Raw genomic sequence first — 20848 nt, forward strand, 5'->3', positions numbered from 1 at the left:
TCTAATGGAAGGCGCGGAGGGCAGTTGCTGGCTTTGCGCGCGCCCGCTCGGAAAGCGTGTGGAATGGCATCATCCGGTGCCGAAGAGCCGGGGCGGGCGCGAGACGGTGCCCGTGCACCCGATCTGTCATCGCGCGATCCATGCGCAATTGAGCAATGTCGAGCTGGCCCGCACGCAAGGTGACGGCGCCGTTCTGCGCACGCATCCTGGGATCGCCCGCTTCCTTGGCTGGGTCGCGAACAAACCGCCGGACTTTCACGCGCCCACCTACAGGAAGCGCTAGTGCCGCTTTTTCCCTTGCGCTTCGACGCGCGCCGAGCGAGCCTCTGACTGTTCCGCAAGAGAACAGGGGAAGAGGATATGCGAAGGATGATGATGGCCGCGCTGCCGCTCGCGATGACGCTTGGCTTGGCCGGATGCGGCAATGAGGCACCCAAAACGGAAGCGGTCGAGGCGCCGATCTTCATGAAGGCGGGTGAATGGACGATCACCCGCAAAACGACAGGCTACAACACTCCAACCGTGACGCCCGCCCAATATCAGGCGGCGCTCAAACAGGTTGATGAGGAAAAGCTGTGTATCGCCGTCGATGCAAAGGGAACGCCCGATGCGAATGCCCTGGCTGGGGATGAGGGCCAGGATTGCACCTACAAGGACAAGCTGCTGCGCAAGGGAAGGTTGATCGCTACCCTGTCCTGCAAGTCCGGCGCGGCCACCTCGGAAATCGCGCTGGAGGGCAATTACACTGCCGACACTCTGACGCTGGGCAGCACCATGACGAAGACGGCCGGGGGCAGCCCGGTCCTGCGCACGACCCATGACGTAACCGGCAAACGCACCGGCGAATGCAGCAAGGCCTGAAGCGGCCGTGATGAAAGGTCCTCCGCCGCCGCTCGGCGGAGGATCACCTGTCCGAAATCGCCAATGCCGAGAGCGGGCTTCTGTGCCATGTTCGCCCCGGCATTCATCGGAATGGCGGAGGGTTAAGACATGCTCTTTCATCTTTCGATCGCCGCGCATGATCCCAAGCATGTTGCAGAAGTCATCGCGGAAATGTGGCGCGGCGAGGCCTTTTACTTCCCGCCAGTCACGCCTGGTAGCTGGATCGCCTTTGCGGGCGACGACCGGGGCACCGCGATAGAGGTTTATCCGATCGATACGGTCCTGCGGGAGGAAGAAGGCGACGCCGATAGTTTTGGAGAGCGGACTGGTGAAAGCCGCTACACCGCCACCCATGCCGCGCTGGCCACCCCGCTATCCCGCGAAGAGATCATGGGGATCGCGCGGCGGGAAGGGTGGCCCGCCAAATATCGCAAGCGCGGCGGCGCCTTCGGTGTGATCGAACTGTGGATCGAAGGGCGGCAGATGATGGAGATGCTGACTGCCGAGATGCAGTCCGAATATCTGGCCGCGATGACGACGGACAATTGGCGCGCCATGTTGAAAGCAGGCGCGCCCGCCTGACCTATTGCAGCGCCCGGATGGCGCGCTGGTCGCATTTTTTCGGCCCTTGGCGCGCGGCCGTGTAGGCGGGGACCTGAATCGATTGGCCGATGCGCAGCGGCGCAAAGCGTTGGCGCCCTATGCCTTCGCATTTGAGGAACAGGTCCAGCATGCGGGGCGGCGTGTCCCATTTTTCATAAGATAGCCGGAATGTGCCCCAATGAATGGGGATGGCAGTCGATGCCTTTAGCTTTTCGAACACCTCGACCGCGCGCTGCGGCCCGATGTGCGAGTCCGCTTCCATCTGCCCCGGCCAGAAACGAAAGGCGCCGATAGGGATCATCGCGAGGCGGATCGGGCCTAGTCGCGCGGCTTCTACCGGCCATGCCATGTCGCCAGCGCCCGTGTCTCCCGCGAAGAAGATGTTGCCCGCACGGGTTTCGATCAGGAAGCTGGACCATAAAGCGCGGTTTCTGTCCGTGCCCCACCGGCTGCTCCAGTGATGATTGCGCAGCACATGGACACGATAGTCGGGACAATGTTCGTAATTTTCGCACTGGATGACTGTTTGCGTCCCCAGATTGTTCAGGGCGGCGCCGGACACGGACTGGCCCCAATCAAGCGCGATTGCGGGAATGCCCTTGTCTTTAAGGATGCGCTCATTCCCCAAGCTGACGATGATCTTGGGCCGGTCACGCTCCCATAATCTCCTGAGCGTGGGGATATCCATATGGTCGTAATGATTATGGCTGACGATGATGAGGTCGATTTTCGGCAGATCATCGAACCTGATGCCCGGCTGCGCAACGCGCTTCGGGCCCAGTGGCGGAAAAGGGCTCGCATAGTCGGACCAGATGGGGTCGGTAAGAATGTTGAGGCCCGCCGCCTGCACCAGCACTGTGGCGTGGCCGACCCAGGTCGCCCGCATGCCGCGCGGCGCTGCGAATGCCGGGGGGCGTGTGGGTTCTACAGCGACCGCCGTGGGCCATTCGGGGCGTTCATCCTGGCCCGTCAGCCAGCGGAGAAGAAATCCGCGCCGGTTCTTTCCCGGAGGACTGGAAAATTGGATTTCGCCATCAGGATTGAAGAAATGCTCGCCATCATAATGACGGCTGACTGGCCCGTCATAATAGATGCGGTCGAGGAAGGGCGGGATGATCGTGATCGCGAGACAAAGCGCGATGACGAGGAACAGCAGCGCGACGCCCGCTCCGCGAAAGATTTTCCCGATGATGCGGCCCATGCCGTCTCCTGCACTGTTCACGATGCAGGGTCATAGCCTTGATAGGGCGCGCGGCAAGAGCCGCTTCCGGCGTTCGGCCTCAATGACGCATGTGCCGCAGCCAGGGCAGCAATCGCTGTTGAAGGTCCTGCGCCCCGCTGTCCTCGCCTTCCAGGAAGGGAATGGCATAGGCTTCCAGATCGTCTTTCAACAGACTTTCGCTCCGGCTGTGGCGATGCAGGTCCACCACCGCGCCATCAGGCATATGCATGGCCAGAGCAGCCATGCCATCGCTGACGCTGGTATAAGGCCCATCGACCTCATAATCCTCCGCCAGCAGCAGATCGACCATCATGCCGGCAAGTTTAGGATCGTCTTCGACGACCAGAATACGACCGTTTGAGTCCGGCATCTCCCTTACTCCAGGCCGAAACGGCTGCGGTAGCGATTGAAGCAGCGTTCGCCGCAGCTCAGGCGGATCAACGCGCCCTCTGCTATGGCGGTGGCGCGGCGGGGGTCTTCCGCGACCAGCGGCTTGATCGCCAGTTCGTTCCAGTCCCGGCTATGCTTGACGTCCAGCACCGCATGCAGATCGAAATATCGTCGCTCTGACTGGCTGAGCCCAATTCGTCGCAATGCGCGAGCGGTGTGCGCCGATCGACCGGGCGCGGTTAGTTCGATCGCGCCCAGCGCGCCGACGCTGTGCCAGGCGTAGCATCGCTGCGTCGCCATCGCGGTCATCGCGTTGGCGAGCGCCAGGCTTTCCCAGACCGTGGTCTCGATCGTCGGTGTAAGTTCGAGTGTCGTGACCAGCTGTGCAAGCATGGGGCCATGCATGCCCTTTTCCTGGCCGCGCCCCATTTCATCCCAATAATTGCGCGCGAGTTCCAACTTGGCGGAGTCTGGCAGCTTGACTTGCGTCAATGCGACGAGATCGTCAAAGCCAGCCTCGCCCGCCGCCTCCTGGGTCAGGAACCAGCGGATTTCGTCCCGGGACGCGTAGTCGGCGAGCCATGGGAACAGCGCATCATGCTGACCGGGGCCGGTTTGTTCGAGCGCTTCGAACCATTGGATGAAGCCTTCTGGATCAGTCGGGGCTTGTGCAGCACGATCACGGACCATGGCGCGTAGCTCTTCCATGAATCCATGTTCCAGGCGGAGCATGGCTTCGTCCTGGCGGAACCGGCTTTCCCAATCCTCCGGATATGACGGCGCAAGCCGTTGCCGATTCCAATGACTGAGGCGCTGCTGAAAACTTTGTTGAAGAAATTGCGACTCGCACTCGGGTGCGATGAAACGGGTAGCCACGGAAAATGCTCTCCTGATTGTACCCCTGTTCAATTCAGGGGAAGGCGTGACGTTCCCTTTAAAATGCCTAATCGGGATCAGTATCCTGGCGTTTGCCCAATCAAATTGGCATCGACTCGCCGATTTGCGCGTTTGTCGCGGCAGGAGGATTTTCATGCTGCTGCTACCTCATCGCGCGCTACGGCAGATGGTCCAGCACAATGTCGCCAAGGTCTTCGGGTCTGGGGGAGAAAGGATCAACCTCGACACGCCCCTTGGTGATCAGGGGCTGTTCGGGCAGCAATCCATGGCGTGGCGCGTGCATCAGGATTTCACGAGCATGATGACCGGCGGCATCGCCGCGCTCCTGCTTCAGATGCTTCATCCTGCTGCGCTTGCTGGAATATGGGACCATAGCCGCTTTCGAGAGGATCGTAGCGGGCGGTTGCGGCGGACGGCTCAGTTCATCGCGGGCACAACCTATGGCGCGACCGCCGAAGCCGAACGCCTGATCGCGCATGTCCGCGCCGTGCATGATCGGGTGGAGGGGGAACTGCCGGATGGAACCCATTATCGCGCGAGCGATCCGCAGCTGTTGCGCTGGGTCCATGTCGCAGAGGTCTATTGCTTCCTGACGGCCTATCGCCGCTACCGGGCGCCTATTCTAAGCCTGCGGGAGCAGAACCGCTATTATGGGGAAATGGCCGGTCTTGCCGAACGGCTGGGTGCTGCGCCCGTCCCTCGCACCGTTGTGCAAGTGCGGGAATATCTATCCGCCATGCGGCCGCAGCTTCGCAGCGATGAGCGGACGAGGGAGATCGTGTCCCTCCTGGCCGAACCCACGCCGGGCTTGCTCAACGCGCCCTTCAGCAAGGTTGCGATCGACGCGGCGATCGATCTGCTGCCGCCCTGGGCAGCGCGCATGCATGGCTTTGAGCTGGGGCCTGGCCGCCATGTGACACGGGCGCAGCTGGCGGGGATGGGGCTTCTTATGCGCTGGGCGCTGGATGGCGGGGCTGCGAGCCGGGCTGAGCGGCGGGTCAGTCAAGCCTAAGCAGCTGATTGATCTCGGCCGGGCGCAGTTCCGCTTGCAACTGGTCGCATGTGCATTGGCGCGGCGCTTTGTCGGGACGCCAGCGCAGGAAGCGGGTGCCGTGGCGAAAGCGCCCGCCGGTCACCTGATCGTAGATGACCTCCACCACCAATTCGGGACTCAGCGGCTCCCAGGCGCTCTCCTCGCCTTTGTTCCAGCGGCTCGGGCCACCCGGCGCCTTGCCGGTGAAGCCGGAGCCACCGGCAAGCGGCTCAAGGCGTTTTAGCAGATGGGCGCGCTCATCAGCCTTGAACGCGGAGGTGAAGCCGACATGGTTGAGTTTGCCTGCTTCATCATAGAGCCCCAGCAGCAGGGATGCAGCGCCGCCACCATCAGCCGTGCGGCGGAATCCGCCGACCACGCAATCGGCGCTGCGATAATTTTTCATCTTCATCATGGCGCGTTCGCCGGAGCGATAGGGCGCATCTAATGGCTTGGCGATAATGCCATCCAGCGCGCCGCCGCTTCCTTCCAGCCAGCGGTCGGCATCCTCGATCCGTTTACTTGCGGGCGACAGGAGCAGCGTTTTTGTCCTATTCTTTGCGTGAAAACGCTCCAAGGCCGCGCGGCGTTCGTGCAAGGGAGAGTCCATCAGGTCGCTCCGCCCCAGCGACAGGCAATCGAACAGCATCAGCTGCGCCGGAGTTTCGCGGGACAGGCGCATAATTCTGCTTTCCGCTGGGTGCAGCCTTTGCTGCAAAGCATCGAAGGAAAGAACGCCTTCCACGGGCAGGATCAACTCGCCGTCCAGCGCATAGCGGCTCTCGGCCGTTGCAAGCAGGGCATCAATGATCTCCGGAAAGAAGCGTGCCAGCGACTTGCCGGATTTTGACCGTATGTCGGCTTGCCCGCCGTCACGGCCGACGACAGCGCGGAAGCCGTCCCATTTGGGTTCATATTGCCATCCCGGAGGCGTCGGCAGTTCGGATACGAGCCGCGACTCCATCGGCAGCGGCAAGGCAAGCTCCATCGGGTCTTCCGCTCCGGTCATGGCTCCTCTCCGCTCATATCCAGCGTGATCACCACGGGCGCATGGTCGCTCGTCTTTTCCCAGGCGCGAGGCCGGGTGTCGACTTCGGCGGCGACCAGCTTGGCTGACGCCACCGGGTTCAGCAGTGCGTGATCGATCCGCAGACCGGCATTGCGCTCGAAGGAGCCACGCCAATATTTCCAGAAACTGTAGATCACCTCATCCGGATGCAGTTGCCGTATCGCATCGCTCCATCCCTGATCGAGGAGTCGTTGGTAGGCAGCGCGCACCTCCGGGGCGAACAGGGCATCGTCGCGCCACCGATCGGGAACATAAACGTCAAGGTCAGTCGGCATCACATTATAATCGCCAGCGATGACCACCGGCGCGTCGACATCGATGAGCGAAGCCATATGGCTGTGCAGCCGATCGAACCAGCGCAGCTTGAAATCGAATTTGGGGCCAGGGCGAGGATTGCCGTTCGGAAGGTAGAGGCAGGCAATGAGGACCCCATTCACCGCTGCTTCGATGTAGCGGCTCTGCACATCATTCGGGTCGCCCGGCAATCCGCGCCGCGTTTCATGAATCGCGCCAACACGGCTGAGGATCGCGACGCCGTTCCACCGGCTCTGCCCGTGCCATATTGCATCATATCCCGCATCGCGGATCGCCCGCTCGGGAAAATTCTCCTGCGGAGCCTTCAGCTCCTGCAAGCACACAATGTCTGGCTCGGCCTGCTCCAGCCATCGCAGCAGCACGGGAAGACGTCCATTGACGCCGTTCACATTGTAAGTCGCGATCTTCATGTCTTTTCAGCAAGACGCTCCGCGGCTCGATTGGTTCGACGAGGGCAGGAACGACGCCGTCGCCAGCCCGTTCTTTCGCCAAGGCATCCAAGGAGCGAATGACGTGGACCACGACCAGAACAAATGCCCGACCAACGAAACCGAGATCGTCAAGAAGGCATCGCCCAAGCCGCAGCCGCCAACCGAGAAGGAGCGGAAGCAGATTGCCGACGCTCAAGAGAAGGCGCAGAAGGATCAGGAAGAACTGCGCTCGGCAGGATTTGGCGACCACAAGGGGACGGATGGCTTCTGATAGCCGCCCAAATCAAAAGGCCGCCCGGTTGGTTCCGGACGGCCTTTCCATTGTCAGCCGATTGGACGCGCTCAGAAGAGGCGGACCCCCGCGGCGGAGGTCAGGCTCTTCATTTCTGCCGTGATCGGCATAAGACAATGAGACATCAGACCACCTCCTTTCCGTTGTTGACGATGACCGCGATATGGGTGCCCGAACGGCGAGAACAAGGGGTCAGTTGCGTGCCATTACCGCGGCCTTCGGGGAGAGCGACCGGAAGGTGATCGACCAGCGGCGCGTGTCCATGCCCGCGATGCTATGCTCCCACGCATGCCGTGCTTCGCCTGAGAGATGATATATGGATCTGCGTGACACCGGTAGCGAGATGCGATCGAAGCCTTTTGCCGTCCGCCTGCGGAAGCGCAATGTGGTGGCTCTGCCCAAGGAAATGCCAACAACATGTTCGAAGACCGGACGGTCCCGGTGCCAGCCTATACCAGCGCCCGGATCGTAGCGGATCAACAAAGCCTGGACGAGGTCGGCATCCGCCAGCCCTGCGAAGGATGCGGCCCGCGCCTTGATCGGCCGGAGCCAGGGCGGGATCGGCTCGCTCGGGCCAAATCGGCCATTGTCGAAGTCATAGGTCCAGCCAAGCGACAGCGTCAGCCTTTTGCCGGTCCATCCCTGAAAGCGGAAGGGCGTCAGGGGCAGTTCATCGATCTTTGTGATGAGCATCGACTCTTCGTCAGGGTCCAGCATGTCGTCCCGGTAATCGAGCCCGGGAATGAGAGGCGTTTCGAACAGGTTGGTCTGCGTCATTTTCTACGCCGGGAGAGCCGCCGTTGATTGCGGGCCACCGCCCTGCGGTAATGGGCGATGGAGTTGCGCATGGCTGCGTCAGGATTAGTGCCAAGAGTGCCGGTGAGCGCTTTCCACTGCAGCGCGCCGACCGCTTCTATCTTCTCGGCAACCATAAGATGGGCCTCCCGCGCTGCAGCGGAATTGCCCGCTAGCAGCTTGGGTATTCGCAGGGCGATCACCATCCATGCCTCTACCCCCAGCTGCCAGCTGTCGATCATGAGGCTGAATGGATTGGCCTTCACCATAGTGGGTAAAGTCGTGCCCCGGCCGTGAGTTCCACGTCCGGGGCAAGGCTGTTCAAAGGGCGAGGAAGTCCAGCAGATCGGCGTTCAGCCGGTCCGGCGCGGTCGCGAACAGGCCATGTGGTTCGCCATCATATTCGATAAGTTGCGCACCCCGAATGGCAGCCGCCGCTGCTCGTCCGGTGGGATCGATCGGCACCGTCTTGTCGCTGGTCCCGTGGATAACGAGCGTCGGAATGTCGAACGCGGGAAGGTCCGGCCGGAAGTCGGTGCGGCCGAAGGCGTTGATGCAATCGACCGTCGCCTTGGGGCTCGCCATGATCGCGAGGGCAAAAGTCCAGTCGAGCAGCCCGTTGCTGACTGGCTTGGATACCAGGCCGATGCCGTAGAATGTCTTGGCGAAGCTTTGCAGGAAAGCGAAACGGTCCTCCCGCACCTGTGCCTGCAATTGGTCGAACACGGAATCATCGACGCCGTCGGGGTTGCTGTCATCCTTCAGCATGTAGGGAACGACCGAACCGACCAGCGCGACCCTGTCCACTTTCGCCGATCCATAGCGCGAAAGATAGCGAGCGATTTCGCCACCGCCCATGGAAAAGCCGACGAGCGACACCTTGGGGGCGCTCACTTTGTCGATGACGGCCGCAAGATCGGCGGCAAACACATCATAATTATAGCCGTCCGCAGGATGCCCCGACTGGCCGAAACCGCGACGGTCGTAGGTAATCACCCGATAGCCCGCTTCGAGCAGCGCCAACGTCTGATATTCCCACATGTCGCCGGTCAGCGGCCAGCCGTGGATCAGGATCACCGGGTGGCCCGAACCCATGTCCTTCACATGGATGACATGACCTTCGGAGGTTTCGATATGCATGGAGCCACTCCTTCTACTAGGAAGTGACCGCAACCGGTGGCGCCGCGTATCGTTCCGTACGCTCCATCGATCCGCGCTGCGCGCCTTTGGGGAACCATGGCCCTTCATCCCGGTTGAACAGCATAGAGCGGCGGGCGCCATAATCGGCCTAACACACAGGCCAAGGAGATGTCATGGTGACGCTCACTCCGCTGGAAATCGGCTTGGGACTGGTCGTCCTTGTCCTGCTGGCCGGAATAGCCGTGTTGATCATGCGCAACAGGCAGCGCGCCAATCTGCGGTCGAAATTCGGGTCTGAATATGCGCGCACCGTCGAGGAAACGGGAAGCTCACGCAGAGCCGAAGCAGAATTGCAGGAGAGGGAAAAGCGCGTTGCGAGCTTTTCGCTGCGCCGTCTTCCGCCGCAGCAGATCGACATGTTCAACGATGGCTGGATGAAGGTGCAGAACCAGTTCGTCGATGATCCGCAGGGCGCGGTTTCGCGCGCCGACGTGCTGCTGACGGAAGTCATGGAAGCGCGCGGCTATCCGATTGCCGACTTCGACCGGCGCTCGGCCGACCTGTCGGTCGATCATCCCGAAGTGGTGCAGAATTATCGTTCGGCGCACGACATCGCGATCCGTCACGCGCGTGGCGAGGCCGATACCGAAGATCTGCGCCAGGCGATGATCCATTATCGCGCCCTGTTTGAAGAGCTTGTGCACGAGCCTGGAGAGCCCAACGGCATGTCGCACATGACACGGCCCAGCCGGTTCGGCGAGCCCGACTATGGCCGCCGCGATCTTCATTGATCTGACGGCAAGTTGCCGCCGCAGTTCCCCTTGGGAAGACTGCGGCGGCTTCATGCTCAGGCGGTGGCTGTCAGACCCGACCGGCGAAGGTCGAAGCGATCGGCATCCATCACCTTGACCCAGGCGTTGACGAAGTCATCGACGAACTTCCTGTCCGCATCGGCGGAAGCATAGGCTTCCGACAAGGCGCGCAGTTGCGAGTTCGATCCGAAAACCAGGTCGACGCGCGTGCCCGTCCACTTCTGCTCGCCAGAATTGCGGCAGGTGCCGATGAACACATCGCCCTTCTCGCTTTCCGCCTTCCACGCCGTGCCCATGTCGAGCAGGTTGACGAAAAAGTCGTTGGTAAGCTGCCCCGGCCGATCCGTGAACACGCCATGCTTCGATCCGCCATGGCTGACCCCAAGCACGCGCAGCCCGCCGACCAGTACCGTCATCTGCGGCGCGGTCAGCCGCAGCAGGTTCGCGCGATCGATCAGCAGTTCTTCCACCGGTACGCGATAGCTGACCGGCAGATAGTTGCGGAAGCCGTCCACCTTCGGCTCGAGTACGGCGAAGCCATCGACATCGGTCTGTTCTTGCGACGCGTCGGTGCGGCCCGGTGTGAACGGCACAATCACATCATGCCCTGCGTCCTTCGCCGCCTGTTCGATGCCGACACTTCCACCCAGCACGATGAGGTCTGCGATGCTGACTTTCTTGCCACCGGATGCGGCGCCGTCGAACCCGGCCTTGATGCCTTCCAGCACGCCAAGCACGCGGGCCAGCTGATCGGGCTGGTTCACCTCCCAATCCTTTTGCGGCGCGAGGCGGATGCGGCCGCCATTGGCGCCGCCGCGCTTGTCCGATCCGCGGAAAGTGGATGCCGATGCCCACGCCGTCTGCACAAGTTCGGACACAGTCAGTCCGGAAAACGCGATCTCCTGTTTCAGCGCGGCGATATCGGCCTCCTCGATCTGGGCATAGTCCGCGGCCGGGATCGGGTCCTGCCAGATCAGGTCTTCGGCAGGAACATCGCTCCCGAGGTAACGGCTCTTGGGGCCCATGTCGCGATGGCACAGCTTGAACCAGGCGCGCGCGAAGGCATCGGCGAAAGCGTCCGGGTCTTCGCGGAAGCGTTCGGCGATCCTGCGATATTGCGGATCTTCCCTGAACGCCATGTCGGCGGTGGTCATCATCGTCGGCAATCGCTTGTCGGGGCTATGCGCGCCCGGTGCCATGTCTTCAGGCTTCTGGTTGACGGGCTGCCACTGATGCGCGCCCGCGGGGCTCTTCACCAACTCATAGTCATAGTCTAGCAGCATGTGGAAGAAGCTCATGTCCCACTGGATGGGCGTCGGCGTCCATGCGCCTTCGATCCCGCTGGTGATCGTGTGATCGCCAACGCCGCTTTCATGCCCACTCTGCCAGCCAAGCCCCTGCTGCGCTATGTCCGCGCCTTCCGGTTCTGCCCCGATCTTCGCGGCATCGCCTGCGCCATGCGCCTTGCCGAAGGTGTGACCGCCAGCGGTCAGCGCCAGTGTCTCTTCGTCATTCATGCCCATTCGTGCGAAGGTTTCGCGAATGTCGCGAGCCGATTGGAGCGGGTCGGGGTTGCCGCCCGGTCCTTCAGGGTTGACGTAGATGAGGCCCATCTGGATCGCCGCGAGCGGTTCTTCCAGCGCCATTTCCTTGTCGGGCTGAATGCGGGTCTGGTTGTCTGCATGCCCGACCCACTGTTCTTCAGTACCCCAGTAAATGTCCTTTTCCGGTTCCCACACATCTTCGCGTCCGCCGCCGAAGCCGAAGACGGGCCCGCCCATGGATTCAATCGCGACATTGCCGGTCAGGATCATCAGGTCGGCCCAGGACAGCTTGCGGCCATATTTTTGCTTGATCGGCCAGAGCAGGCGGCGCGCCTTGTCCAGATTGGCGTTGTCAGGCCAACTGTTGAGCGGCGCGAAACGCTGCCCGCCCGAAGACGCGCCGCCGCGCCCGTCACCGGTGCGATAAGTGCCTGCGCTGTGCCACGCCATGCGGATGAAGAAGGGGCCATAATGCCCATAATCGGCCGGCCACCAGGGCTGGCTGTCGGTCATCAGCGCGTGCAGGTCCTTCTTGACCGCTTCCAGATCAAGACTGGCGAACTCCTTCGCATAATCGAAAGATTCCCCCATCGGGTTGGCGTGTGCGCCATTTTGATGAAGGATTTCGAGAGATAATTGGTTCGGCCACCAGTCGCGGTTGGTGCGTCCGAGCAATGACCGGAGCGCGGCCGGTTCCTTCATCGGGCAGCTCAGGGGGCTTCCACCAGTTTTTGCGTCCATGATTGGCTCTCCTCTTGAATACAGGGGGTAGGCTAGGCTCGACGCGATAGTTACGGAAGCGATTAAGATCGGTCAGAGCGATCGACAAAAGCGATCAGTGCCGCGGTGCTAACTATGCCCGGCCGAGGTACGAAGCTGCTTTTTGGTTCCGCTTCGTTACGCTTTGGTGTAATCTGCTGCCATTGGCCATGAGGCGCTCCTCATGCCGAGACGATGCGCTGCGCAGGTCAACAGGCCGCCTCCGTCACCAGTCCCGACTGAGGGTAAGGAAGCTTGAGCGTCCGTCATGGTGACTTCGCGAGGGAGAGCGAGCATGGCGATCACGCATTCGGCTGATGTTCCACGCGGCCGGGAAGATCATGAAATTCGCAAGATCGGCTTTGACGACCTGCGGATCGCGCTGCGGCAGGGCTGGGAAGATTTTCAGGCCAAGCGCGGCGACCTCATCTTCATTGGGCTGATCTATCCTGTGGTCGTGCTGTTCGCCATCCTGATCGCCAGCCGTGTGTCGATATTGCCCTTGCTGTTCCCGCTTCTAGCCGGGTCCGTCCTGTTCAGTCCTGCTTTGGCCAGCGGCTTCTATGAGCTTGCCCGGCGCAGGGAACATGGCCTCGACTCGCGCTGGCGGCATTTCCTGGACGTCGTGCGCGGACCGTCCGCGCCGTCGTTGTTCGACCTTACCAGCATCACCGCCCTGTTGTTCCTCGCATGGCTCGCCGCGGCGTGGTTCATCTATAATTCGACGGTGGGCAAGTTCGGTCCTGAGGCGATTTCATCGCTTGGCGCGTTCGTGAGCGCGGTGTTCGGGACGGCCGAAGGTTGGCAGATGATCATCATCGGCAATCTCGTGGGCCTGGCCTTTGCGATGGTGACGCTGGCGGTCAGCGTCGTGTCCTTTCCGATGATCGTCGATAGACAAGTCAGCTGGGGCAACGCGTTGCGCACATCTGTGCGCGTCACCAGGGAAAATCCCGTCACCGTCGCGACATGGGGACTGATAGTCGTAGCGTTGCTGATCCTGGGTGCGCTGCCGGGACTTGTCGGGCTTGCCGTCGTGCTGCCGGTGCTCGGATACGCTACCTGGCATCTCTATACCCGCGCGGTCGTCCGGTAAGGCGGCCCCTCACTGCCCGGCTTGCGGGGACGGCGCTGGCAGCGGGGGCCCTCCATTCCCGAGGCTGGCAAGATATTTGATGACGGCGGCGCGATCTTCGGGGCGGCGCAGGCCTGCAAAGCTCATCTTGGTTCCCGGAATGTCGCGCGCGGGGGAGGCGAGGAACTCGAACAGCTTGTCGTAGGTCCAGCTTCCCCCATGGGCCTTCATCGCCGGAGAATAGGCAAAGCCTGCATGGCTTGCGACCGGCCGCCCCACCACGCCCCAGAGATTGGGTCCGATCCGGTTTGGGCCGCCTTGGCTGAAAGCATGGCAACTGGCGCAAAGCTGCATCTTCGCCTTGCCCGCATTGGCGTCGGCACTCGCCAGCAAGGTGCCAAGATCCAAGGGTGCCGGGGCGGGCGCACCGCCAACGCTGGAGGCGGGCGCGGGCGCCTTACCGCGCATGTCGCGATGATAGGCGATCAGTCGCTTGCCTTCGCCTGGATCGCCCAGGCTCGCGGGCCAGTCGCGCTGGACCGACGCCATGTCGACGCGGGGCGGCATGTCCTCGCCCGGCTTGTAGGCGAGGGTGCCCGCATCGCCATTGGGATATAGCTGTCCCGCGAACCAGTTGAGGCTCCAGAGCGCGCCTGCCGCGCCTGCGACACACAGTCCCGTCACCAGCCAGCGCACGCGGTTCATGGCTTCATCCTCCCCCGCCCATGAAGATCGCCCGCGTCCAAAAGGCGTAGTCGGCTTCGATCGTCATGATCCGCACCAGCACCAGCAATACCAGCGGCGGCACCAGGATTGCGTAGATGAGCGACAGCCTTTCCCAGGCGAGATGCATGAAGATCGACAGGATCAGCCCTGCCTTCAGCAGCATGAACAGGATGATGAGCGTCCAGCGGACGATCCCCTGCACATGCATATAGTCCACCATGTAGGACATGGCGCTCAGCACGAACAGATAGCCCCAGACCTTCAGGTAAAGGCTGATGGGGTGATGTTGCCCTTCATGGACTAGCGAGGCTTCGCTGCCTGGTATCTCATGTTTCATGGGCGTCACCACAGGTAGAAGAAGGCGAAGATGAAGACCCACACGAGGTCGACGAAGTGCCAGTAGAGCCCCGCTATCTCCACCGCGCTATAGTCACCGGCACGGTCATAATGGCCGCGCGCGACCTTGGACGCGATGATCAGCAGCAGAATGACGCCGCAGGTCACGTGCAGGCCGTGAAAGCCGGTGATCATGAAGAAGCTCGCCCCGAATTGCGGCGCGCCCATGGGGTTGCTCCACGGGCGCACGCCTTCGTGGATCAGCTTGGTCCATTCAAAAGCCTGCATGCCGACGAAGGCCGCGCCGAACAAAGCGGTGAGCAGCATCAATATGGCTGTTTTGCGCTTGTCTTTGCGATAACCGAAATTGACCGCCATCGCCATCGTGCCGCTGGAACTGATGAGGACAAAGGTCATGATCGCGATGAGGATGAGCGGAATGTCCTGACCACCGATCGTCAGGGCGAATACTTCGGCGGTATTGGGCCATGGCTCCGCCGCTGACGCGCGCATCGTCATGTAGCCTGTGAGGAAGCAGGAGAAGATGAAGGTATCCGACAGAAGGAATATCCACATCATCGCCTTGCCCCAATGGGTATGGCGAAAGACTTCCTGATCGGCCGACCAATCCGCGACGATTTCCCGCAGCGCGGGCGTGATGATCTCCCTGTCTCTTCCGTCGGATACTGTGTGAGCCATGGATGGACCTCATGTGGAGACGAGCAGGGCGGCGATCAAAATCCAGATGAAGAGGAGGAAATGCCAATAGATGGCGCACAGCCGGACATTGAGCAGATTGTGCGCCGCAAGTACCCAGGCGGCCGCGACGAGCCCGCCCAGAATGTGCAGGCCATGGAGCGCCGTCAGCAGATAGAAGAAGGCGTTGGCGGGGTTGGACGAGAGATAATGGCCCTGCGCCAGATAATGACGCCACAGCAGCCATTGGCCAATCAGGAAGGCAAGGCCGAGTGCCGTGCCCGTAGCGGCTGCGCGCACTGTCCTTCCGTTGTCGAAGGAGCGGCGCGCGATCTCCCAGGCGATGCTGCTCGCGGCCAATATCCCGCTGTTGATCCAGAGCAGTGGCGGATCGGGCACGGCGACCCAATCGTCCGCATGGCCCATGGACGCATGCAGGCCCATGCGCATGACATAGGCCGCGCCGAGCAAGGAGAACATGACGAGAGCAACGGCGAAATAGACGCCGAGGCCTATCCCTCCGGCGGACGGGCGGGGGCCGGACGATGCGGCAGGGTCCCGATCGCTGGCCGGTTCCCAGCTCTTTTCCGCAAGGCGCGCAAGGATGGTCATGTGCGCGGTTCCGTCTGAGGAATGAAGTCGCGCGGCGCGCCCGGCACGCTGTAATCATAGGGCCAGCGATAGACGGTCGGCAGGGTTGGCCCCCAATTGCCATGCGCCGGCGGCGTCTGCGGCGTCTGCCATTCGAGGCTTGCTGCACCCCAGGGGTTCGGATCAGCGCGCGGTCCCCGGAAAAGGCTCCAGATCATGTTGAAGAAGAACAGGCCTTGTGCAGCGAAGACGATCAGTGCGGCGATGCTGATCCATTCATTGGCCAGATGGACCGAGGGCGGGATGAAGCCTGTTTCGCCCAAGGCATAATAGCGGCGCGGCACGCCGAGGATGCCGAGATAGTGCATCGGCAAGAAGATCGCATAGACGCCGAGGAAGGTGATCCAGAAGTGGAGCTTGCCCAATGTCTCGTTCCACATCCGCCCGAAGATCTTGGGATACCAGTGATAGATGGCGCCGAAGATCACCAGTACAGGCGACACGCCCATCACCATGTGAAAATGTGCGACGACGAAGAAGGTATCGGACAGCGGAACGTCGACGCTGACATTGCCAAGGAACAATCCCGACAGCCCGCCGTGGATGAAGGTGAAGATGAAGGCGATGGCGAACAGCATCGGCACGCGCAGATGGATGTCGCCGCGCCAAAGCGTCAGCAGCCAGTTATACACCTTGATCGCCGTAGGGATCGCGATGATCAGCGTCGATGTCGCGAAGAAGAACCCGAAATAGGGGTTCATGCCGCTGACATACATATGATGTGCCCACACGACGAAGCTGAGTGCGCCGATAATGGTGATCGCCCACACCATCATGCGGTAGCCGAAGATATTGCGGCGCGCATGGACGCTGATCAGGTCCGACACGATGCCAAAGGCAGGCAGCGCCACGATATAGACTTCGGGATGGCCGAAGAACCAGAAGAGATGCTGGAAGAGGAGGGGGCTTCCGCCTTCCGTCGGGGTGATCGCACCCATTGACTGCATGGTCGGCATGAAGAAGCTGGTGCCCGCGAAATGGTCGAACAACATCATGATCGCCGCGACGAACAGCGCGGGAAAGGCAAGCAGGCCCATGATGGATGCGGTGAAAATGCCCCAGACCGACAGCGGCATCCGCATCAGGGTCATGCCTTTGGTCCGCGCCTGAAGCACTGTCGTCACATAGTTGAGCCCGCCCATGGTGAAGGCGGCAACGAAGATGGCAAGGCTCACCAGCATGGTGGCAATGCCCCATTGGTGGCCTGGCGTCCCTTCGCTGATCGCCTGCGGCGGGTAAAGCGTCCAGCCCGCCCCCGTAGGCCCGCCTGGAACGAAAAAACCCGCGACCAGGACGATGACCGACAACAGGTAGAGCCAGTAGCTCAGCATGTTGACGAAGGGGAAGACCATGTCCCGCGCGCCGATCATCAGCGGAATAAGATAATTGCCAAAGCCGCCCAGCAGCAAAGCCGTCAGCAGATAGACGACCATGATCATGCCGTGCATCGACACGAACTGGAGGTAATTGTCCGGCTGGATGGCGGGGAAGACACCGGGGAAGCCAAGTTGCAGCCGCATCAGCGCGGACAGGACCAGCGCTACCAGTCCGATCGCGATGGCCGTGACGCTATATTGGATGGCGATGACCTTGTGATCCTGGCTCCAGACATATCTGGTGACCCAACTATGAGGATGATGCATCGGCCTCAGGTCGTCGGCCAGGGTGGTAGCCATCAACTCTTGCTCCAGGAAGCGGGAACTATGCAGGCATTTGCCTTGATCAGCAGGATCGACATGGCGGCAGGCGGCGTTTCGGCGAGGATCTGGCCAAAGCTTGTCTGCTGCGCCTGCCAGGCGGCGAAAGCCTTGGGCGGCTCCACCACCACGCGTCCGCGCATTTCATGATGGCCCGTGCCGCACAGTTCAGCGCAGAGAATATCGAACGTGCCCGCCTTGGTCGGGGTCATCCAGAAATAGGTGACGATGCCGGGGACGAGATCCATCTTCGCCCGGAATTCGGGCACGTAGAAATCGTGCAGCACGTCCTTGGAGCGCAGCACGATCTTCACCGGCCTATCCAGGGGAAGATGAAGGTCGCCCGCCTCCACCAGCAGATCGTCGCGGCCGAACGGGTCCAGCGGATCGAGGCCCAGCGAATTGTCGGGCGTCACATATTTGACCGCTGCCGCGCCCAGCACGCCATCGGGTCCGGGATAGCGGAAGGACCATTGCCACTGCTGGCCAACCGCCTCGATGATCGTCGCGTCCTGGGGCACGGAAACATAGCGGCCCCACGCGGCGAGGCCTGGAGCCAGCATTCCGGCGATGCCGATCGCTGTCCAGATTGTCAGCCTTTTCTCCAAAGAGGCGTTTTCCGGCTCATAATGCGCCCGGTGCCCGGCGCGGTGACGGTAACGCACCAGGACCCAGGCCATGAACAGGTTGAGGAGGATGAAGGCGGCCGCGCAAATCCAGAGGGTTACGTCCAGCGCGGAGTCGATGGAGCCCCAATTGGACGCGATCGGCGTACGCCACCAGGGACTGAACAGATGAAACAGGACCGAACCAAGCACCAGCATGGCGATGGCGACCGCAATCGGCACAGGCCCTCTCCCACCAATGCGGGCGCCTCATAGCCTTCGACCCGGCTTTTCTTGAGTCGCTTCGGAAAATAACCGCATTGGTAACTTATATAAAAAATGCGCGCTTTGGAAGTGGTTGGCCGTGGAGCGGCCTTTCGACGGGGGCAGTGCGGCTTGGGACTGCGCGCAAGCGGCGCGTTGCTGCGCCGCTTGCGTCACGCGATGCCCGAAGGGGTTAATCATTATTCCTGCCCTTTGCGCCCTAAGATTGTTTGATCGCTCCTTCCAAAAGCAGGAGGGTCGGCGGCCAATGGGGCAGATGCCGTCGTGGAGGATCTATTCATGCTGTCGCAATCGGGAATGCTGAATGCGCCCCTTCTCGAAGCAAGGTCTGACGGCCCGATGGATGGCGGGTCCCGCCCTTCCAGCCTTTCGGCACGGCAGGTCATAAAGATCATCCGGCGGCATGAATTGCTGCTGGGCGCGATCGTCTTCTTCGCGGTGCTGATTGTTCTTGCGGTGCAGTTGACGAGCACGCCCGTCTATCAGGCGACGGCGACGGTCCAGGTCGAATTGAATGACGACAGCGGATCGCCGGACATGGCCGCCCGCAACCAGCAGCGTGTGGCGAACGAAGCGGGCATCTACCGGTCCCGATCGCTCGCCGAACGCGTCGTGCAGGACCTGAAGCTCGCTTCCGATCCGCGATTCGTCGAAAATCCGCTGCCCGCCAGCGCCATCCTCGACAACCGGCGCCTGTCGCGCCTCGCGGGCAGGCTGATATCCAGCACGTCGGTTTCGAGCCAGAAGGAATCCGACTTCATCGATATCACCGTGCGGTCCACGTCGCCTGATCTCGCATCCGAAATCGCCAATCAATATCCCGCCAGCCTTGCCGCTTACCGCGCCGTGTTGCGCGACGACCGACAGGGCAAGATCGCGGCTCAGCTGGATGATGAACGGGGCCGGCTTGCGACCGAGGCGCATAAGGCGGAGCAGGCCGTCGCCGATTTCCGCCGCCAGCACCAGATGCTGACCGGTGCCGGGGGCTCTGAAGATTATGCGCAGATCAACCGCATCGCTACGGAGGCTGCATCCGCCGCCGCCATGCGCGCGGCGCAAAGTGCGCGCGCGGCCGGCATCGCGAGCGCGGTGAACAATATCACGACGGCGGGCGCGACATCGCCATTGCTCGACCAGCAGCGGCGGCAATTGGACGATCTCACGCGCACGCGCAGCGAACTGGCGATGATGTATGGCGCCGAGCATCCCAAGATGCGTGGTTTGGAAGCGCAAATCGCCGAAACCACGGGCAGCATGCGCCAGGAGCAGGCCCGGGTGATCGCGGCCGCCACGACGCAGGCGCAAAATGCCGCGGCTCGCGAAGCTGGCCTGGCAAGAAGCGAGGCGGCCTCTGCAGCCTCGCGAGCGGGACAGTTGGAAGGAACGCTTCGTTCCATCACGGGCAAGGCGTTTGCAAACACGGCCGCGACGGTCGAACTGAACGCGCTGGAACGTACCGCTGAAGCCGCCCGGAGCGCCTATGTCGCGATGAGCACGCGGGCGGAACAGGTAAAAACCAGCCTCGCTGCATCGGGCATCCATTCGCGCCTGATGTCGCCCGCCGCCGTGCCCCAGGACCCGATTTCGCCACGGCCAAAGTCCGCGACCTTTGCGGCGTTCGTCGGATCGCTCATCCTTGGCCTGCTGATCGTCTTTGGAATTGAGCTGACCGACAATCGGCTGTGGAACGCCGAGCAGATCTATCACCAGTTCGGCCTTCGTACCTTCGCCATGCTTCCCGAACTGGACGGCGATGCGCTGATGTCGGCAAAGGCCAACCCGGTTTTGAAGGACCCCCAGTCATTGTTTGCGGAGGTGGCGCGTGGCCTGGGCAGCGAGGTCGCCGAACTGGCACAGCCAGGCAAGGCCCAGACCGTGCTGATCACGTCGCCCATCACGGGGGACGGCAAGTCGACGGTCACATTGACCTTGCTGGCCGCGGCCGTCGCAATGGGCCGCCGCGCCATCGTCATCGACCTTGATCTGCGGCGCCCCAGCGATGTCCTGCGCCCCACCGATGACGGGGGAGGAAAGCCGGACCTCATTGATTATCTGAGTGGTGCAGTCGATGCGCGCCACATGCTCCCTCCCCTTGCCCTGACGCAAAGGCAGGACCTGGAGCCGTCCGAAGTAACGACCTATGAACCCGTCGTCCTGAGCGCCCGGGAGCCCGCCCGCAATCCCGTCGCGCTGATGCGGCTGCGGAAAGTCAACGAATTGCTCGATCAGTTGCGGGAACATTATGACCTGCTGATCATCAATGCCCCGCCGACGCTCGCCACGCGGGACTCGCGGATGTTGATGGATGCAGCCGATCACACATTGATGGTCGTGCGCTGGGGCCGGACCACGATCGAACAGGTGCGCGCGGCGTTGCAGGTGCTGCAAAAACCGGTGGACGGCGTGGTCATCAATCGGGTCGATTATGCGGAACATGCCCGTCGCGGCTATGGCGATCCCGTCCAGTTCTACATGGATTCGGCCGAATATTTCAGCGGCGAAATGCCGACCCGGCGCCGTTGGTACGAGCGTATGGCTCCGTCACGCTGGCGGGAGCGCGCCGAGCATATGGCGTGAGGCACTGAAGGGGCTA

At 61.9% G+C, this 20848-nt stretch carries 23 protein-coding genes; 8 read left to right on the forward strand and 15 right to left on the reverse strand.

Annotation, left to right across the window (positions count from 1 at the left end; genetic code table 11):
• Positions 1 to 4: 4 nt before the first annotated feature.
• The 3 genes from NCHOL11_RS01530 to NCHOL11_RS01540 all read left to right on the forward strand — a co-directional run bounded on the left by NCHOL11_RS01530 (position 5) and on the right by NCHOL11_RS01540 (position 1464).
• A complete protein-coding gene (locus NCHOL11_RS01530) occupies positions 5 to 283 on the forward strand; it encodes an HNH endonuclease (RefSeq protein WP_097090746.1) in 279 nt (92 codons plus the stop codon).
• A gap of 77 nt (positions 284 to 360) precedes the next feature.
• On the forward strand, positions 361 to 861 hold the full coding sequence (locus NCHOL11_RS01535; protein WP_097090747.1) for a DUF3617 domain-containing protein: 501 nt from the start codon (positions 361 to 363) through the stop codon (positions 859 to 861).
• 129 nt (positions 862 to 990) lie between these two features.
• On the forward strand, positions 991 to 1464 hold the full coding sequence (locus NCHOL11_RS01540; RefSeq protein ID WP_097090748.1) for a hypothetical protein: 474 nt from the start codon (positions 991 to 993) through the stop codon (positions 1462 to 1464).
• Between the two features lies 1 nt (position 1465).
• On the opposite strand, the gene NCHOL11_RS01545 is transcribed toward NCHOL11_RS01540, so the two are convergent.
• The 3 genes from NCHOL11_RS01545 to NCHOL11_RS01555 all read right to left on the reverse strand — a co-directional run bounded on the left by NCHOL11_RS01545 (position 1466) and on the right by NCHOL11_RS01555 (position 3829).
• Positions 1466 to 2686: an MBL fold metallo-hydrolase gene (locus tag NCHOL11_RS01545; protein WP_097090749.1), complete on the reverse strand. Its 1221-nt coding sequence runs from the start codon at positions 2684 to 2686 to the stop codon at positions 1466 to 1468.
• A 79-nt stretch (positions 2687 to 2765) separates the two neighbouring features.
• Positions 2766 to 3077, reverse strand: a complete 312-nt coding sequence (locus NCHOL11_RS01550; RefSeq protein WP_097090750.1) for a response regulator transcription factor — start codon at positions 3075 to 3077, stop codon at positions 2766 to 2768.
• A gap of 5 nt (positions 3078 to 3082) precedes the next feature.
• On the reverse strand, positions 3083 to 3829 hold the full coding sequence (locus NCHOL11_RS01555; protein ID WP_441339463.1) for an iron-containing redox enzyme family protein: 747 nt from the start codon (positions 3827 to 3829) through the stop codon (positions 3083 to 3085).
• 298 nt (positions 3830 to 4127) lie between these two features.
• On the opposite strand from NCHOL11_RS01555, the gene NCHOL11_RS01560 reads away from it, so the two are divergent.
• Positions 4128 to 5006: an oxygenase MpaB family protein gene (locus NCHOL11_RS01560; RefSeq protein WP_097090752.1), complete on the forward strand. Its 879-nt coding sequence runs from the start codon at positions 4128 to 4130 to the stop codon at positions 5004 to 5006.
• Here NCHOL11_RS01560 and NCHOL11_RS01565 read toward each other — a convergent pair.
• Together NCHOL11_RS01565 and xth are read right to left on the reverse strand one after the other, a co-directional pair.
• Entirely contained in the window at positions 4993 to 6036 is a 1044-nt protein-coding gene (locus tag NCHOL11_RS01565; RefSeq protein WP_097090753.1) for an ATP-dependent DNA ligase, read from the reverse strand. The two genes, NCHOL11_RS01560 and NCHOL11_RS01565, sit on opposite strands and share 14 nt — an antisense overlap.
• Entirely contained in the window at positions 6033 to 6821 is a 789-nt protein-coding gene (gene xth / locus NCHOL11_RS01570) for an exodeoxyribonuclease III (protein WP_097090754.1), read from the reverse strand. The genes NCHOL11_RS01565 and xth overlap by 4 nt, the downstream gene beginning before the upstream one ends.
• A 103-nt stretch (positions 6822 to 6924) precedes the next feature.
• On the opposite strand from xth, the gene NCHOL11_RS17970 reads away from it, so the two are divergent.
• Positions 6925 to 7113 (forward strand): hypothetical protein, encoded by a 189-nt coding sequence (locus NCHOL11_RS17970; protein WP_141397796.1) that lies wholly within the window; start codon positions 6925 to 6927, stop codon positions 7111 to 7113.
• Between the two features lie 213 nt (positions 7114 to 7326).
• On the opposite strand, the gene NCHOL11_RS01580 is transcribed toward NCHOL11_RS17970, so the two are convergent.
• The 3 genes from NCHOL11_RS01580 to NCHOL11_RS01590 are packed head-to-tail and all read right to left on the reverse strand — an operon-like array spanning position 7327 to position 9069.
• Positions 7327 to 7911: an alpha-ketoglutarate-dependent dioxygenase AlkB gene (locus NCHOL11_RS01580; protein ID WP_097090756.1), complete on the reverse strand. Its 585-nt coding sequence runs from the start codon at positions 7909 to 7911 to the stop codon at positions 7327 to 7329.
• Entirely contained in the window at positions 7908 to 8198 is a 291-nt protein-coding gene (locus NCHOL11_RS01585; RefSeq protein WP_097090757.1) for a hypothetical protein, read from the reverse strand. Before NCHOL11_RS01585 ends, NCHOL11_RS01580 begins: the two co-directional genes overlap by 4 nt.
• Positions 8199 to 8250: 52 nt before the next feature.
• Positions 8251 to 9069, reverse strand: a complete 819-nt coding sequence (locus NCHOL11_RS01590; protein WP_097090758.1) for an alpha/beta fold hydrolase — start codon at positions 9067 to 9069, stop codon at positions 8251 to 8253.
• 173 nt (positions 9070 to 9242) lie between these two features.
• Here NCHOL11_RS01590 and NCHOL11_RS01595 point away from each other — a divergent pair, with 173 nt between their 5' ends.
• On the forward strand, positions 9243 to 9860 hold the full coding sequence (locus NCHOL11_RS01595; protein ID WP_176502159.1) for a hypothetical protein: 618 nt from the start codon (positions 9243 to 9245) through the stop codon (positions 9858 to 9860).
• A gap of 56 nt (positions 9861 to 9916) precedes the next feature.
• Here the strand turns inward: NCHOL11_RS01595 and katG are convergent, their stop codons facing one another.
• Positions 9917 to 12166 (reverse strand): catalase/peroxidase HPI, encoded by a 2250-nt coding sequence (gene katG, locus NCHOL11_RS01600; protein WP_097090759.1) that lies wholly within the window; start codon positions 12164 to 12166, stop codon positions 9917 to 9919.
• 313 nt (positions 12167 to 12479) lie between these two features.
• Here katG and NCHOL11_RS01605 point away from each other — a divergent pair, with 313 nt between their 5' ends.
• A complete protein-coding gene (locus tag NCHOL11_RS01605; protein WP_097090760.1) occupies positions 12480 to 13280 on the forward strand; it encodes a DUF2189 domain-containing protein in 801 nt (266 codons plus the stop codon).
• Positions 13281 to 13289: 9 nt separating this feature from the next.
• On the opposite strand, the gene NCHOL11_RS01610 is transcribed toward NCHOL11_RS01605, so the two are convergent.
• Genes NCHOL11_RS01610 through NCHOL11_RS01635 form a run of 6 tightly spaced genes read right to left on the reverse strand, consistent with a single transcriptional unit; the run spans position 13290 to position 18213 of the window.
• Complete coding sequence (locus tag NCHOL11_RS01610) at positions 13290 to 13964, reverse strand: c-type cytochrome (RefSeq protein WP_097090761.1); 675 nt, start codon at positions 13962 to 13964, stop codon at positions 13290 to 13292.
• 4 nt (positions 13965 to 13968) lie between these two features.
• A complete protein-coding gene (locus NCHOL11_RS01615) occupies positions 13969 to 14322 on the reverse strand; it encodes a cytochrome C oxidase subunit IV family protein (RefSeq protein ID WP_097090762.1) in 354 nt (117 codons plus the stop codon).
• A 5-nt stretch (positions 14323 to 14327) separates the two neighbouring features.
• Complete coding sequence (locus NCHOL11_RS01620; RefSeq protein WP_097090763.1) at positions 14328 to 15020, reverse strand: heme-copper oxidase subunit III family protein; 693 nt, start codon at positions 15018 to 15020, stop codon at positions 14328 to 14330.
• A 9-nt stretch (positions 15021 to 15029) separates the two neighbouring features.
• On the reverse strand, positions 15030 to 15629 hold the full coding sequence (locus NCHOL11_RS01625) for a cytochrome c oxidase subunit 3 (RefSeq protein WP_097090764.1): 600 nt from the start codon (positions 15627 to 15629) through the stop codon (positions 15030 to 15032).
• Positions 15626 to 17344, reverse strand: coding sequence for a cytochrome c oxidase subunit I (locus NCHOL11_RS01630; protein WP_097090765.1), 1719 nt, complete (start codon positions 17342 to 17344; stop codon positions 15626 to 15628). The genes NCHOL11_RS01625 and NCHOL11_RS01630 overlap by 4 nt, the downstream gene beginning before the upstream one ends.
• Positions 17344 to 18213 carry a cytochrome c oxidase subunit II gene (locus NCHOL11_RS01635; protein WP_097090766.1) on the reverse strand — a complete coding sequence of 290 codons (870 nt, stop codon included), beginning with the start codon at positions 18211 to 18213 and terminating at the stop codon, positions 17344 to 17346. Before NCHOL11_RS01635 ends, NCHOL11_RS01630 begins: the two co-directional genes overlap by 1 nt.
• A 321-nt stretch (positions 18214 to 18534) precedes the next feature.
• Between NCHOL11_RS01635 and NCHOL11_RS01640 the strand changes: the two genes are divergently transcribed.
• Positions 18535 to 20832, forward strand: a complete 2298-nt coding sequence (locus NCHOL11_RS01640; protein WP_097090767.1) for a GumC family protein — start codon at positions 18535 to 18537, stop codon at positions 20830 to 20832.
• Positions 20833 to 20848: the final 16 nt, after the last annotated feature.

Origin of the sequence: Novosphingobium sp. Chol11 (genome assembly GCF_900218065.1) — a bacterium.
Lineage (GTDB): Bacteria > Pseudomonadota > Alphaproteobacteria > Sphingomonadales > Sphingomonadaceae > Sphingobium > Sphingobium agri.

What these genes read in the sequence shown, in the direction of transcription:
- NCHOL11_RS01530 (WP_097090746.1), top strand. Translation starts at nt 5, where the DNA reads ATGGAAGGCGCGGAGGGCAGTTGCTGGCTTTGCGCGCGCCCGCTCGGA.
- NCHOL11_RS01535 (WP_097090747.1), top strand. Translation starts at nt 361, where the DNA reads ATGCGAAGGATGATGATGGCCGCGCTGCCGCTCGCGATGACGCTTGGC.
- NCHOL11_RS01540 (WP_097090748.1), top strand. Translation starts at nt 991, where the DNA reads ATGCTCTTTCATCTTTCGATCGCCGCGCATGATCCCAAGCATGTTGCA.
- NCHOL11_RS01545 (WP_097090749.1), bottom strand. Translation starts at nt 2,686, where the DNA reads ATGGGCCGCATCATCGGGAAAATCTTTCGCGGAGCGGGCGTCGCGCTG.
- NCHOL11_RS01550 (WP_097090750.1), bottom strand. Translation starts at nt 3,077, where the DNA reads ATGCCGGACTCAAACGGTCGTATTCTGGTCGTCGAAGACGATCCTAAA.
- NCHOL11_RS01555 (WP_441339463.1), bottom strand. Translation starts at nt 3,829, where the DNA reads ATGCTCCGCCTGGAACATGGATTCATGGAAGAGCTACGCGCCATGGTC.
- NCHOL11_RS01560 (WP_097090752.1), top strand. Translation starts at nt 4,128, where the DNA reads ATGCTGCTGCTACCTCATCGCGCGCTACGGCAGATGGTCCAGCACAAT.
- NCHOL11_RS01565 (WP_097090753.1), bottom strand. Translation starts at nt 6,036, where the DNA reads ATGACCGGAGCGGAAGACCCGATGGAGCTTGCCTTGCCGCTGCCGATG.
- xth (WP_097090754.1), bottom strand. Translation starts at nt 6,821, where the DNA reads ATGAAGATCGCGACTTACAATGTGAACGGCGTCAATGGACGTCTTCCC.
- NCHOL11_RS01580 (WP_097090756.1), bottom strand. Translation starts at nt 7,911, where the DNA reads ATGACGCAGACCAACCTGTTCGAAACGCCTCTCATTCCCGGGCTCGAT.
- NCHOL11_RS01585 (WP_097090757.1), bottom strand. Translation starts at nt 8,198, where the DNA reads ATGGTGAAGGCCAATCCATTCAGCCTCATGATCGACAGCTGGCAGCTG.
- NCHOL11_RS01590 (WP_097090758.1), bottom strand. Translation starts at nt 9,069, where the DNA reads ATGCATATCGAAACCTCCGAAGGTCATGTCATCCATGTGAAGGACATG.
- NCHOL11_RS01595 (WP_176502159.1), top strand. Translation starts at nt 9,243, where the DNA reads ATGGTGACGCTCACTCCGCTGGAAATCGGCTTGGGACTGGTCGTCCTT.
- katG (WP_097090759.1), bottom strand. Translation starts at nt 12,166, where the DNA reads ATGGACGCAAAAACTGGTGGAAGCCCCCTGAGCTGCCCGATGAAGGAA.
- NCHOL11_RS01605 (WP_097090760.1), top strand. Translation starts at nt 12,480, where the DNA reads ATGGCGATCACGCATTCGGCTGATGTTCCACGCGGCCGGGAAGATCAT.
- NCHOL11_RS01610 (WP_097090761.1), bottom strand. Translation starts at nt 13,964, where the DNA reads ATGAACCGCGTGCGCTGGCTGGTGACGGGACTGTGTGTCGCAGGCGCG.
- NCHOL11_RS01615 (WP_097090762.1), bottom strand. Translation starts at nt 14,322, where the DNA reads ATGAAACATGAGATACCAGGCAGCGAAGCCTCGCTAGTCCATGAAGGG.
- NCHOL11_RS01620 (WP_097090763.1), bottom strand. Translation starts at nt 15,020, where the DNA reads ATGGCTCACACAGTATCCGACGGAAGAGACAGGGAGATCATCACGCCC.
- NCHOL11_RS01625 (WP_097090764.1), bottom strand. Translation starts at nt 15,629, where the DNA reads ATGACCATCCTTGCGCGCCTTGCGGAAAAGAGCTGGGAACCGGCCAGC.
- NCHOL11_RS01630 (WP_097090765.1), bottom strand. Translation starts at nt 17,344, where the DNA reads ATGGCTACCACCCTGGCCGACGACCTGAGGCCGATGCATCATCCTCAT.
- NCHOL11_RS01640 (WP_097090767.1), top strand. Translation starts at nt 18,535, where the DNA reads ATGCTGTCGCAATCGGGAATGCTGAATGCGCCCCTTCTCGAAGCAAGG.